General features: G+C 62.6%; 12 protein-coding genes. 4 read left to right on the top strand and 8 right to left on the bottom strand.

Features of this window, described 5'->3' with window-relative positions:
- Window positions 1-29: 29 nt before the first annotated feature.
- Window positions 30-770: an SDR family oxidoreductase gene (locus ACE04A_RS27945; protein ID WP_448716871.1), complete on the bottom strand. Its 741-nt coding sequence runs from the start codon at window positions 768-770 to the stop codon at window positions 30-32.
- Window positions 771-1,054: 284 nt separating this feature from the next.
- On the opposite strand from ACE04A_RS27945, the gene ACE04A_RS27940 reads away from it, so the two are divergent.
- Window positions 1,055-1,942 carry an AraC family transcriptional regulator gene (locus ACE04A_RS27940; RefSeq protein WP_485820815.1) on the top strand — a complete coding sequence of 296 codons (888 nt, stop codon included), beginning with the start codon at window positions 1,055-1,057 and terminating at the stop codon, window positions 1,940-1,942.
- Here ACE04A_RS27940 and ACE04A_RS27935 read toward each other — a convergent pair.
- The 7 genes from ACE04A_RS27935 to urtA are packed head-to-tail and all read right to left on the bottom strand — an operon-like array spanning window position 1,932 to window position 8,345.
- Window positions 1,932-2,264 carry a zinc ribbon domain-containing protein gene (locus tag ACE04A_RS27935; RefSeq protein ID WP_448716870.1) on the bottom strand — a complete coding sequence of 111 codons (333 nt, stop codon included), beginning with the start codon at window positions 2,262-2,264 and terminating at the stop codon, window positions 1,932-1,934. The genes ACE04A_RS27940 and ACE04A_RS27935 overlap by 11 nt on opposite strands.
- Before the next feature lie 9 nt (window positions 2,265-2,273).
- Window positions 2,274-3,503 carry a formamidase gene (gene fmdA / locus ACE04A_RS27930; RefSeq protein ID WP_105559005.1) on the bottom strand — a complete coding sequence of 410 codons (1,230 nt, stop codon included), beginning with the start codon at window positions 3,501-3,503 and terminating at the stop codon, window positions 2,274-2,276.
- Window positions 3,504-3,532: 29 nt separating this feature from the next.
- Window positions 3,533-4,225, bottom strand: coding sequence for an urea ABC transporter ATP-binding subunit UrtE (gene urtE, locus ACE04A_RS27925; RefSeq protein WP_279993632.1), 693 nt, complete (start codon window positions 4,223-4,225; stop codon window positions 3,533-3,535).
- A 14-nt stretch (window positions 4,226-4,239) separates the two neighbouring features.
- Window positions 4,240-4,983 (bottom strand): urea ABC transporter ATP-binding protein UrtD, encoded by a 744-nt coding sequence (gene urtD / locus ACE04A_RS27920; protein WP_485820734.1) that lies wholly within the window; start codon window positions 4,981-4,983, stop codon window positions 4,240-4,242.
- Complete coding sequence (urtC, locus tag ACE04A_RS27915; protein WP_259252721.1) at window positions 4,980-6,101, bottom strand: urea ABC transporter permease subunit UrtC; 1,122 nt, start codon at window positions 6,099-6,101, stop codon at window positions 4,980-4,982. The genes urtD and urtC overlap by 4 nt, the downstream gene beginning before the upstream one ends.
- Before the next feature lie 9 nt (window positions 6,102-6,110).
- A complete protein-coding gene (gene urtB, locus ACE04A_RS27910) occupies window positions 6,111-7,028 on the bottom strand; it encodes an urea ABC transporter permease subunit UrtB (protein WP_105559008.1) in 918 nt (305 codons plus the stop codon).
- A 54-nt stretch (window positions 7,029-7,082) separates the two neighbouring features.
- Complete coding sequence (gene urtA, locus ACE04A_RS27905; RefSeq protein ID WP_259252720.1) at window positions 7,083-8,345, bottom strand: urea ABC transporter substrate-binding protein; 1,263 nt, start codon at window positions 8,343-8,345, stop codon at window positions 7,083-7,085.
- Window positions 8,346-8,541: 196 nt separating this feature from the next.
- Here urtA and ACE04A_RS27900 point away from each other — a divergent pair, with 196 nt between their 5' ends.
- The 3 genes from ACE04A_RS27900 (at window position 8,542) to ACE04A_RS27890 (ending at window position 13,482) form a co-directional block, all read left to right on the top strand.
- Window positions 8,542-11,934, top strand: a complete 3,393-nt coding sequence (locus ACE04A_RS27900) for a hybrid sensor histidine kinase/response regulator (protein WP_485807466.1) — start codon at window positions 8,542-8,544, stop codon at window positions 11,932-11,934.
- The gene (locus ACE04A_RS27895; RefSeq protein ID WP_448716866.1) at window positions 11,876-12,811 is read left to right on the top strand and encodes a response regulator; all 936 of its coding nucleotides are present in this window, start codon (window positions 11,876-11,878) and stop codon (window positions 12,809-12,811) included. The genes ACE04A_RS27900 and ACE04A_RS27895 overlap by 59 nt, the downstream gene beginning before the upstream one ends.
- Before the next feature lie 260 nt (window positions 12,812-13,071).
- On the top strand, window positions 13,072-13,482 hold the full coding sequence (locus ACE04A_RS27890; RefSeq protein WP_448716865.1) for a hypothetical protein: 411 nt from the start codon (window positions 13,072-13,074) through the stop codon (window positions 13,480-13,482).
- Window positions 13,483-13,492: the final 10 nt, after the last annotated feature.

The raw sequence follows: 13,492 nt of genomic DNA, 5'->3' as shown, positions 1-13,492 counted from the left end.
TTGATTGATGAGGCCTGGCGTAGCGGTGTTCAGTACGGGCTGGCAGTAGGCCGCACCACGATCTCGCTGACGTCGACGTCAGCGGGTTGCTCGACCGCGTAGGCAATGGCGCGGGCGATGGCATCCGGCGTGATGGCGATGCGGCGGAATTCCCGCATGGCCGTGCGCGCGGTGTCGTCGGAGATGGTGTCGGCAAGTTCGGATTCCACAACGCCGGGGCAGATCACCGTGACGCGGATCTTGTCCGTTTCCTGGCGCAGCCCGTCTGAGATGGCGCGCACCGCAAACTTGGTCGCGCAGTACACCGCCGCCGTGGGCGACACCGTCAGGCCGCCGATCGATGAAATGTTGATGATCTGGCCCTGGCCTTGCGCTTCCATCGTCGGCAGCACGGCGGCGATACCATGCAGCACGCCACGCACATTCACGTCGATCATGCGATTCCACTCGTCGACCTTCAGCGCGTTAAGCGGCGAGAGCGGCATCACCCCTGCGTTGTTGACCAGCACGTCAATGCGGCCAAACGCGTCAAGCGCGAAGCGCGCAAACGCCGCCGTGTAATCGGCCGAGGTCACGTCAAGTTCGCGATAGCGAACCACGCCGCCAGCCGCTTCAATCGATTGAGCCAGTTCCGCAAGCCTGTCGGTGCGGCGCGCGCCAATGACAAGCCGGTGGCCCTGTGCCGCGAGCAAGCGGGCGGCGCCCTCGCCAATACCGCTGCTGGCGCCGGTGATCAGAATGACTTTGGATTCGTTTGAATTTCGTGCCATGTTGCATACTCCTATCGTTGGTTCGAATCTGGCCAACGACGCCCACGGTGACCCCTGGAACCGCCGCTGCCGGATTACGGCCCTAAATGAAGCGTTATTGCTTGTGTGCCGTTAAGTGAATGATAGGGATCGCCCGCTTCCAGGCGAATACACGGACCAATGCCGTTATTGCCTATTCCTATCGTTTGCGCTGGCACCCCGCTCTGGGTGCAGTTAGAATTTCGGCTATCGCGAACCACCAGGAGACCGCGGTGTCGACAGCCCGCTTCCCCGCCTCGATCAAGATGATCAGCCTTATTCAAAAGCTGGCGCCTAACGAGGGCTACACGCAGACCACGTTGGAAAGCGTTCGGCTGATGCGCTCTGATCGGCCGCTGGGCCGCACGCCGGTGCTCTACGAACCGAGCATCGTGATCGTTTGCCAGGGCCGCAAGCTGGGCTTTTTGGGCAGTGAGGTCTACATCTACGACGCGCAGCACTACCTGGTGCTGTCGGTACCGTTGCCGTTCTCAACGGAAACGCAGGCCTCGCCGGAAGAGCCGATGCTGGCCGTATCCATCCGTTTGGATTTGCTCGAACTCAGCGACCTGATCATGCAGATCGGCGCCACGGGCCTGGCCGACGAACCACCCAACGGCATGGTGTCCACCAAGCTTGACGACAATCTGGCCAGCGCGACGGTGCGGCTGCTGGAGGCGTTGACGGTGCCCAGGGACGCCAAGATATTGGGCCCCAGTCTGGTGCGCGAGATCTGCTACCGCGTATTGACGGGTGAACAGGGCGGCGCGATGCGCGCAGCGCTAGCCCACCACGGGCGATTCGGCCGCGTCGCGAAAGCGCTGAAGCGCATCCACGCCGACTACGCCGCGCCGCTGAATGTGACCCACCTTGCTGAAGAAGCCGGCATGAGCGTGCCCGCGTTTCATGCAAACTTCCGCACGGTGACGCAGACCTCGCCCATCCAGTACATCAAGTCCACCCGCCTGCACCAGGCACGCCTAATGATGATCCGCGACGGCGCCACCGCGGCCGGGGCCGCCGGGCGCGTGGGCTATGAAAGCACCTCGCAATTCAGCCGGGAATTCAAGCGCCTGTTTGGAAGGACACCCATTGAAGAGGCGCGCGACATGCGTGAGTCATTTACGCTGTCGCCGCCCACTTTCAGTGACTGATCATCCAGGGCCGCGCGCCGGCGAAGGTTTTGCCGCCGTCGGCTGTCTGGCGTGTTCGGCCGGTGGCTTTGGCGCCTGAGCAGCAACCGCAACCCATGCCGTGGCCGCTGCGCGTGCTGCGGGGTTCATGGGCGGCGCGTTCGTTGACGGCGCGGGCGCGGTGCATTGCCGAGGACAACGCCGAGACCGCCGGCGCGCCGCTCACAAAGCGCTCGCAAGCCCCACCGCAATCAGGGCAAGGCGCTGGGTCACGCCATTGCGACAAGGGCCTCAGCACCGAGAACTCACCGCAGTCCTGGCAGCGATAGTCATAGAGCGGCATGGTGCCTCCTTAAAGGTCTTTGGCGATGGGCATGTCCATGCCGCGCGTTATCTGCGGTACGTCGCCAAGCGCATTGGGCTGGATGTCGATATCGAAGATCTCGGTCGGCAGCCACAAGGTCGCGCAGGCATTGGGAATGTCCACCACGCCGCTGATGTGGCCCTGCACCGGCGCCGTGCCCAATATCGAGTACGCCTGCGCGCCCGAATAGCCAAACTTCTTCAGGTATTCAATGGCGTTCAGGCAGGCCTGGCGATAAGCGATGTGCACGTCCAGATAGTGCTGCTTGCCGCCTTCATCGACCGAAATGCCTTCGAAGATCAGATAGTCTTTGTAGTTGGGCGTGATGGGGCTGGGCTTGAAGATGGGATTGCGAATGCCGTACTTGGCCATGCCGCCCTTGATGAGCGACACGCGCATATGCACCCAACCCGCCATTTCGATGGCGCCGCAGAAGGTGATCTCGCCGTCGCCCTGCGAGAAGTGCAGGTCGCCGACCGACAGGCCGCCACCGTTGACGTAGACCGGAAAGAACACCCGCGAACCGCGCGATAGATCCTTGATGTCGCAGTTGCCGCCGTGCTCGCGCGGCGGTACGGTGCGTGCGCCGGTGGCGGCGGCACGATCCCGCTCGGCCCCCTTCAGCTTGCCCATGTGCGCCGTCTTGGGCGCCGGCGGATTGGCCAGGGGCGGCACGCGCTCGGGATCGCTGTCGATCAGCTTCTGTTCACGCTCATTCCACGTGTCCAGCAGTGCCTGATCCGGCAGGCAACCGATCAAGCCCGGATGGATAAGGCCGGCGAAGCGCACACCGGGGATATGGCGCGAGGTCGTGAACATGCCTTCAAAATCCCAGATCGACTTTTGCGCCGAAGGGAAGTGTTCGGTCAGAAAGCCGCCGCCATTGTTCTTGCTGAAAAAGCCATTGAAGCCCCACAGGCTTTCCTGCTTGGCGCCGATATCCAGCAGGTCCACCACCAGCAGGTCACCGGGCTCGGCGCCTTCGACGCCGACCGGGCCGGACAGGAAGTGCACCGTGGACAGGTCCACATCGCGCACGTCAGAGGCATCGTCATCGTTCTTGATCGCGCCGCCCGTCCAGTCGTAGGTTTCAAGCACGAAATCATCGCCCGGCTTGACCCACGTCGCCATGGGAATATCGGGATGCCAGCGATTGTGCACGCCTTCGTTTTCGTAGGGGGATTGGGCCAGGTCGACCTTGATCAGGGTTTCAGGCATGTCATGCTCCTTTGAGATGGACAACGACTTCAGACAGACAGGTATTTGCTGATCGTCTTCTCGTCAACGCGCTCGCGCGGGTCTTCGTGCACGAAGCGGCCCTTGTCGATCACGATGAGCCGGTCGGCGATCTGCATGGTGAAACTCAAGACTTGTTCGGACACCACAATGGCCAGATTGCGCAGCTTGCGAATCTCCAGCAGGCTGCGGGCGATGTCCTTGATGATGGACGGCTGTATGCCCTCGGTGGGTTCGTCCAGCAGCAGCACGCGCGGGTTGGTGACCAAGGCGCGGGCGATGGCAAGCTGCTGTTGCTGCCCACCCGACAGATCGCCGCCACGCCGGCCACGCATGTCGTGCAACACCGGAAACAGGGCGTAGATATCTTCCGGAATGGTGTCGCGCAGTGCCCGCCCGCGCATGCCGGTACGGATGTTCTCTTCCACGGTCAGCGTCGGGAAGATCATGCGTCCCTGCGGCACGTAAGCCACCCCGCTGCGCACGCGCTGATGGCTCTCCAGGCGTTCAAGCGCCTTGCCATCCAGCGAGATCGAGCCCTGCATGGTGGGCAGCATGCCCATCATGGTTTTGAACAGCGTGGTCTTGCCCATGCCGTTGCGGCCCATCACGGCGACGATTTCACCGGCAGCCACGGCAAGGTCGACACCGTGGATGACTTTGCTTTGGCCATAGCCTGACACCAGGCCAGCGATATTGAACATATTGCCTCCTGGCCTCAGTGGCCGAGATAGACTTCAACCACGCGCGGATCGGACTGCACCATGTCCATGCTGCCCTCGGCCAGTACACGGCCCTGGTGCAGCACCGTGACTTTGTGCGCGATGTTTTTTACGAACTCCATGTCATGCTCGATCACGATGAGCGATCGATTGCGGCTGATGCGATTGAGCAGTTCGGCGGTGCGCTCGCGCTCGGACACGCTCATGCCGGCCACCGGTTCGTCCAGCATCATCAGCTCGGGCTCCTGCATCAGCAGCATGCCGATTTCCAGCCATTGCTTTTGACCGTGCGAGAGCAGCTCCGCCGAGCGATCGAGGTGATCAGCAAGAAAAATCTCTTCGGCCACCTGCTCGACCCGTTCGATCACGGCCGCACTACGTCGAAAGGTCAGCGCACCAAACACGCTGCGCCCGGCCGGTAACGACACTTCCAGGTTTTCGCGCACGGACAGGGTTTCGTAGATAGAGGGGGTCTGAAACTTTCGGCCCACGCCGGCCCGCACGATTTCATATTCGGCCAGGCCGGTCAGCTCTGTGTCCTTGAAGCGGATAGAGCCGGCGGTGGCCTTGGTGCGGCCGCAGATCAGATCCAGCAGCGTGGTCTTGCCGGCGCCATTGGGGCCGATGACCACGCGCAGCTCTCCCTGATCGACATACAGGTTGAGGTCGTTGACGGCGACAAAGCCGTTGAACGAGACGGTCAGGCCTTCGATGTACAACGCGAACTCTGAGGGGTTCATGCGGCCTCCGTGGCACCATCCGCCTCGCGGCGCGGTGCTTTGCGCGCCAGGCGTTTTTGGGCGTATTGCTGATACAGACCAGCCAGCCCATTAGGGAAGGCCATCACGACGGCAATGAACAGGCCGCCCATCAGGAACAGCCAGAGCTGCGGGAAAGCCTCGGAGAAATAGCTTTTGCCGAAGTTGACCAGCAGCGTGCCGTAGACCGCGCCCAGCAGGGACAGACGGCCGCCGACCGCGGCGAAGATGACCATTTCAATGGACGGCACGATGCCCACGAAGGAAGGCGACATGAAGCCGACCTGCAAGGTGAACATGGCGCCCCCGATGGCCGAGAACACGGCGGCCACGCAGAAGACAAAGACCTTGAAGCTGGCGACGTCATAGCCCGAGAAGCGCACGCGCTCTTCTTTGTCGCGCATGGCCATCAAGAGCTTGCCCAGCTTGGAAGAAAGCAGGTAGCGGCCGAACAGGATGCAGGCAAACAGCAGCGCGCCGTTGATGAAATACAGCACCAGCCGCGCGCTGTCCGTGCGGATATCCCAGCCCAGCAGCGTCTTCAGATCGGTGATGCCGTTGACGCCGCCGGTCCAGCCTTGCTGGCCGATGATGAGCACCGACAGGATCAGGGCCACGGCCTGCGTCACGATGGCGAAATAGGTGTCGCCCACGCGGCGCTTGAACATGGCCGCGCCCAAAATCAAGGCCAGCAGGCAGGGCAGCACCGGTACCGCCATCAAGGTGAACCAGAAGCTTTTGAAGGGCACCCAGAGCCAGGGAAGCGAGGTCAGTTGGTTCCAGTCCATGAAGTCCGGGATGCCGGGCGTGGACTGAATCTTGGTGGCCTCCGGCGTCGAGGCTTCCAGCTTCAGGAACATGGCCATGCAATAGCCGCCCAAGCCGAAAAACACCCCCTGGCCCAGACTCAGGATGCCGCCATAGCCCCAGCACAGCACCAGGCCCAGCGCGACAAAGGCATAGGAAAGGTATTTGCCAATCAGATTGAGCCGGAAGACGTCCAGGCTTAGCGGAAACACCACAAAGAGCAGCAGCGCCAGAATCGCCAGCCCAGCCAGCCCTTCACGTCCACCCACGACATTGCGAAAGAATTTCTGCATGATCCGCCCCTACTTGCGTACCTTGATGCTGAACAAGCCTTGCGGGCGCAGCATCAGAATGATCACGATGGCCGACAGCGTCAGCACTTTTGCCATCGAACCCGTCATGAAGAATTCCGAGATCGATTGCGTCTGCGCGATGACGAAGGCCGACGCGATGGTGCCGAAAAGGCTGGCCGCGCCGCCGAACACCACGGTCAGGAAGGTGTCGACGATGTAGAGCGAGCCGCTGGTCGGGCCGGTGGAACCGATGGTTGTGAAGGCCGCGCCGGCAATGCCGGCGATACCGCAGCCCAGCGAGAACGTCACGCGGTCCACGCGCTTCGTGTCGATGCCGACCGCGCCGCTCATGGCGCGGTTTTGCACCGTGGCGCGCACATGCAGGCCCCAGGTTGAGCGGAACAACGCCAAGAGCAGCCCGCCCGTCAGCAGGATGCTGATGGACATGACGAACAGCCCGTTGATGGGGATGTCCACGCCGTCCAGCGGTTGCCAGGACCCCATCAGCCAGTCGGGCAGCGTGGGGCTGACTTCACGCGGGCCGAACAGCGAGCGCAGTGTTTGTTGCAGCACCAGCGACAAGCCCCAGGTTGCCAGCAGCGTGTCCAGGGGCCGACGGTAGAGATGCCGGATCATCAGCCACTCGACCAGCCAGCCCAGGCCGAAAGTCACGGCAAAGGCCAACAGGATGGCGATGAAGAAGTAGGCCGGCATCAGGCCGGGCGCGTACTGCTGGACCAGTTCGGAACAGAGATAGGTGCAATAGGCGCCCACCGCCAGGAACTCGCCATGGGCCATGTTGATGACGCCCATCTGGCCAAAGATGATCGCCAGGCCCAAGGCCATCAGCAACAACACGCTGAAGACCGATAAGCCGTTGAAGCCCTGCATCAGCAGGATGGCCCCGAGTTCGGAAAAGGATTCCATGGATGGCTCCCGGCAGTGAAAAGGGCGCCGCGCGCGGCGCCCGGATCGAGGTGATTACTGATAGCCCTTGGGGAAGGGATCGGGCTTGATCAGTTCCGGGGTTTCGAAGATCACGTCAACCTGGCCGTCCTTGCGAATCTGGCCAATGCGGGTCTTGCTCCACAGGTGGTGGTTGGGATCGATCTTGACGTAGCCTTCGGGCGCTTCCTTGAACTCCAGGCCGGCCGAGGCGGCGACCACCTTGTCGACATCGAAGCTGCCGGCCTTTTCCACCGCCATCTTCCACAGCCAGGGGCCCAGATAGGCCGCCTGGGTCACATCGCCGATCACGGCGTTGGCGCCGTACTTGGCCTTGAAGGCTTCGACGAATTTCTTGTTGTTGGCATTGTCCAGGCTCTGGAAGTACTTCATGCACGACCAGAAGCCCTCGGCGTTTTCACCGCCGATACCCAGCAATTCATCTTCGGTCACCGAGATCGTCAGGAGCTTTTGCTTGCCGCTGGTGACGCCGGCCGCCTTGAGCTGTTTGTAGAACGACACGTTGCTGCCGCCCACCACCACGGCGAAGACCACATCGGGCTTTTTCAGTTTGATCTTGTTGATCAGCGAACCGAATTGCGTGTGACCCAGCGGGTAGTATTCCTCGCCAACCACTTCGCCCTTGAGCACGTTCTCGATATGCTTGCGGGCAATCTTGTTCGAGGTGCGCGGCCAGATGTAGTCAGAGCCGATCAGGTAGAACGAGCGCGCCTTCTTCTCGCGCGACAGCCAGTCCAGGCTGGAAAGAATCTGCTGCGTGGCCTCCTGGCCGGTATAGAAGACGTTCTTGGATTGCTCCAGGCCTTCATAAAAGGTCGGGTAATACAGCAGGCCGTTTTCTTTCTCGAACACCGGCAAGACCGCCTTGCGCGAGGCCGAGGTCCAGCAGCCGAACACGGTGGCGACTTTGTCGCTAACCAGCAGTTTGCGGGCCTTTTCGGCAAAGGTCGGCCAGTCCGAGGCGCCGTCTTCCTGGATGATCTTGATCTTGCGGCCCAGAATCCCGCCCATGGCATTGATCTGCTCGATGGCCAGGCGCTCGGATTGAATCGACCCGGTTTCGCTGATGGCCATGGTGCCGGTCGCCGAGTGCAACTGGCCTACCGTGACTTCGGTGTCGGTAATGGCCAGGCCGGTGGTGTTGATGGCGGAAGTGGCCGGGGCGGCCGCGCGCGACAGCGCCGGTATGCCCAACAGCGGCAGGGAGGCAAAAGCCAGGGCCAGGCGCCGGCGCGAGGGCAGTTCCGGAGCATTATCAAAAGGGGTTTTGCCAGACATCGATGACTCCTCAATGGATCACGACCAGGGAAACCGAGCATGCGCGACACATGCCGCGGCCCGGAGGGTGAGGGCATACTAGGAGCCTATGACGCAGTGCAACATACGTTGATTGACGTACAGGCAGGCCCACCCCCCGGGCGTTACAACGGCATCTACGTTCAATGACGTATCCCCTACTCCCTCGGAGCCCGATTTGTCTGCCAGCGCGCCGCAACGCATCGTCAAGATCCGCCGTGACTACAACACCTGGGTCGCCAATGAGACGCTGGAAGACTACGCGTTGCGTTTCACGCCGGTGTCGTTTCGCAAGTGGTCGGAGTTCCGCGTCGCCAATACCGCCCTGGGGGCCGTGTCATTCCTGGCGCTGGAAGCCATCGGCGGGGCGCTGGCGCTGAACTATGGCTTTATCAATGCCTTCTGGGCCATTATCGCCGTGGCCCTGGTCACCTTCCTGACCGGCTTGCCGATTGCCTATTACGCGGCGCGCCATGGCCTGGACATGGATCTGCTGACGCGCGGGGCCGGCTTTGGCTACATCGGCTCAACCATTACCTCGCTGATCTACGCCTCCTTTACCTTTATCTTTTTTGCGCTGGAGGCGGCCATCATGGCGCTAGCCATCGAGCTGGCCACCGGCTTGCCGCTGTCTATCGGCTACCTCTTGTGCGCCGTGGTCATCCTGCCCATGGTGGCGTATGGCATTACCTTCATCAGCCGGTTGCAGTCATGGACGCAGCCGATATGGCTGGTGCTGCTGCTCTTGCCCTATGCCTTCATCGCCTTCCGTGATCCCGGGACCTTGCAGGAGTTTCTGCGGTTTCCGGGCTATGACGGCCGGGGCGGCAATTTCAACTTGCTGATGTTCGGCTCGGCGGTGGCGGTGGCCGCCTCGCTGGTGACGCAGATCGGCGAACAGGTCGACTTTCTGCGCTTTCTGCCCGAACGCACGGCGGCCAACCGCAGACGCTGGTGGCTCGCCCTGATCTGCGCGGGTCCGGGCTGGATCCTGCCAGGCGCGGCCAAGATTCTGGGCGGCGCCTTTCTGGCCTGGCTGGCCCTGTCCCTGGGAGCCCCGGCCGACAAGGCGGGCGACCCCACCCATATGTATCTGGCGGCCTATACCTATGTGGTCAGCGATCCCGCCCTGGCGCTGGCGCTGGTCACGGCCTTCGTGGTGGTTTCGCAGGTCAAGATCAATGTGACCAATGCGTATGCCGGCTCGCTGGCCTGGTCCAACTTCTTTGCCCGCATCACGCACAGCCATCCGGGCCGGGTGGTGTGGCTGGTGTTCAACGTGCTGATCGCCGTGGTCCTGATGGAGATGGGCGTGTTTGGCGCGTTGGAGCACGTGCTGGCGGTGTTCTCGCACGTTGCGCTGGCCTGGATAGGAGCGCTGGTGGCGGATCTGGTGATCAACAAGCCGCTGGGTCTGTCGCCGAAGCGAATCGAGTTTCGCCGCGCCTATCTGTATGACATCAACCCGGTCGGTGTGGGCAGCATGCTGATCGCCATGACGCTGGGCCTGCTGGCCTTTGCCGGCGTGTTTCCGGGCACGGCGGGCGCGCTGGCGCAGGCCTTGTCGCCCTTTGTGGCCTTGCTGGCGGCTTTTGTCTGCGCGCCTGTCATCGCCTGGCGCACGCGCGGGCGCTACAACCTGGCGCGCACGCCGGTCGATGTCGCGGGTTCGGATCATGTCTGTGTGATCTGTGCCAACCGCTTCGAACAGCCGGACATGGCGCATTGCCCGGCCTATAACGGCGCCATCTGTTCCTTGTGCTGCACGCTGGATGCCCGCTGCCAGGATCGCTGCAAACAGCAGGGACGCTTGAAGGATCAGGTGCAGGCGGTCCTGGGCCGGCTGTTGCCGGCGCGGGTCACACCGCTGCTGCATAGCCGCCTGGGCCACTACCTCTTGATCGTGGCGGGGATGGGGTCGCTGCTGGCCGGCATTCTGGGCTTGATCTACTACCAGGAGTACGCCAGTCATATGCGCGCCGGCCTGAATCCCTCGGGTTTGCGGCCCAGCTTCTTGAAGTTGTATGCCGCCTTGTTGCTGATCGGCGGCGTCGTGGCCTGGTGGCTGGTGCTGGCCCACGAAAGCCGGCGCGTGGCGCAAGAGGAATCGGATCGACAGACCCATTTGCTGCTGCGCGAAATCGAGGCGCACAAGCAGACCGACGCTCAGTTGCAACAGGCCAAGGAAGCGGCCGAAAGCGCCAATCTGGCCAAGAGCCGCTTCATGGGCGGCATGAGCCATGAGTTGCGCGCGCCCTTGAACAGCATTCTGGGTTACGCGCAGATTCTGCAGCGCGACCCAAGCTTGCCACCGGCGCGGCGTGAGGCCATTGATGTGATTCATCGCAGTGGCAAGCATTTGATCGGCCTGATCGATGGTTTGCTGGACATCGCGCGTATCGAGGCGGGCAGGCTGAGGTTGGAGAACAGCGAACTGCGCTTGCCGGCGTTTCTGGAGCAGATCGTGCAGATGTTCCGGCCGCAGAGCACGCTTAAAGGGCTGCGCTTTTGCTATGAAGCGGCGGAACTGCCGTCCATCGTGCATATCGACGAAAAGCGGTTGCGGCAGATTCTGATCAACCTGTTGAGCAATGCGTTGAAGTTCACCTCGGAAGGTCAGGTGTCGATGCGCGTGAAGTCGGCGGCGGATATGGTGTTGTTCGAAGTCGAGGATAGCGGCCGAGGCATACCGGCCGAGGATCTGGAACGCATCTTTCTGCCGTTTGAACGCAGTTGGGCGGCGGCCGAGCAGGCCGATTCCGGCACGGGCCTGGGCCTGACCATCTGCCGCATGCTGACCGGCATCATGGGCGGCGAGTTGACGGTGCGCAGCACCGTCGGCCGCGGCAGTGTGTTCACGCTCAAGCTGTTTTTGCCGGAGGTGCGCTCGCCGCGCAGCGATGTCCGGCCGTCGGGGCTGGTGGTGGGTTATCGCGGCGAGCGGCTGCGGATCCTCACGGTGGATGACCAGCCTTCGCAGCGTCGCCTGGTGCGCGACCTGCTGGAGCCGCTGGGCTTTGAGATACACGAAGCGCCGCACGGCGCGGCTTGCCTGGCCTGCGTGCATACGCTGCGGCCAGCCCTGATATTGATGGACGTCTCCATGCCCGAGATGACGGGATGGGAAGTGTTGCGGCGCTTGCGCGACGAAGGCGTGGCCGTGCCCATCGTGATGCTGTCGGCCAACATCCTGGGGCTGGATCCGAAAGACCCGACGCAAAGCGGGCACAACGCGTTCATAGCCAAACCCGTGATGTTTGAGGATCTGCTGAATCAACTCGGCAGTCTGCTCAAGCTGGACTGGCAGGTGGCGCCGGTGGAAGCGGCGCTGCCGGCGGGGGATCTGCATCGGGTGGCACTAGAGCGCGAGGATGCCGAGGCGCTGCTGGAACTGGGGGCCATGGGCTATATCAAGGGCATACAGGCCAAGCTGGAAGAGATACAGGGCCGCCGGGCCGAAGCGCGCGAATTGACGCTGCATCTGCGGGCGCTGGCGGGCGAGTTTCAACTGCATGAATTCAATCAAGTGCTCAAACACCATGTACAGCGTCACCATGCCCACGCCCGATAAAAACCTTGTCATGCTGGTCGATGACGCGCCAGACAATCTGAAAATGCTCTCTACCGCATTGGACGCGGCGGGTTATCAGGTGCTGGTGGCAACTGACGGCCAGTCGGCGATAGAACGGGTGGATTTCGTGGTGCCGGATATCGTGCTGCTTGATGCGGTGATGCCGGGGATGGATGGCTTCGAGACCTGCGCGCGCTTGAAAGCGCATCCGGCGGCGGGCGATGTGCCGGTGGTGTTCATGACGGGCCTGACCGAGCCCGAGCACGTGTTGAAGGGCTTTCGGGTGGGCGGCGTGGACTATGTGACCAAGCCGCTGGATCCGGATGTGGTGGTGGCCAGGCTGCGTACGCATTTGCGCAATGCGCGCAGCCTGTCGGCGGCCTTTGATGCGATCGATGCGGCGGCGCGAGCCGTCGTGGCGCTGGACGCGCGCGGGCTGCCGATCTGGAAGACGGGCAAGGCGCGGATCTGGTTGGCGGCGTATTTTGGTTGCGCCGAGGATGCGGCGGACCTGCCTGCGCCCTTGGCGGATTGGGTGGCGGGCAATCTGGCGGCCGGGCCGGCGGCGGCGCCTTTGGTGATTGTCAGCACGCGAGGGCGTTTGACCTTGAGCCTGTCGGCATCACGGCGCAGCGGCGAGACCTTGCTGCTATTGCAGGAGACGGCGCCGTTAGCGCAAGCCTACGGTCTGACGCCGCGTGAGGCCGATGTGCTGCGATGGTTGGCCAAGGGAAAAACCAATCGGGATATCGCCGACATTCTAGGCATGGCGCCACGAACGGTGAACAAGCACCTGGAACACATCTACGTCAAGCTGGGCGTGGAAACGCGCGCGGCGGCGGCCGCGCTGGCGGTGCGGCAGGGGGAAGCCTTTTAAGGCGCTTTCCGGCATGGCGATGCTGCGCATGATGATGCCAGCGTTTACGCGCCGCGCAGGCGCGGGTGGTTGTCGCTGCGGCAATCCCGGTTAAACGGACAACAAGCGGTGGCGCTGCCCCAGGTGGAGGGCATTCTTCCCGACTGCGCCATACTCACTTTTGAGTATGGCTAGCAACTGAGATGGAGGCCACGCTCGCTCCTGGTCGGTACGGCGAAACAGCGCCCGCATGGCGACTGCCTCCAACAAGGAGCATTGCGATGAAGCGTAGTTCGCGCTACGCGCGGCGGCGCGAAGATGTGGCCGCCGCCTCCATCATCGGCTTTCTATTGGTGTTGACCTTGCTGGTGACGGTGACGGTGACGCTGCTGTCCTATGGCATCTTGCCGCGCGCCGAACTGGCGGCGCTCTGGTTAAGCAGTGGATTCGTTCAGGTGTTCCTCATCGTGACCTTGTTCACCGACGACACCTTCGTGCTCATCAAACACATGGCCAGTTCGATGAGCCTGATGCCATACCTGTTCGTGGCCGGCTTTGGGCTGCTGACCGCCTGGCGCGACAGACAGACCCGCCCGCGCTGGAGCCGGCGCAGCAGCTATGAGATCGCGCTGGGCGGCATTGCCTGCGCCTACGGCGTCTGGACGCTCACTGCCGGCGCCATCGCGCCTTGAGCCCGGAGCC

This window comes from Achromobacter colocynthidis (assembly GCF_057334535.1).
This window is presented reverse-complemented; position numbering and strand designations above follow the sequence as displayed.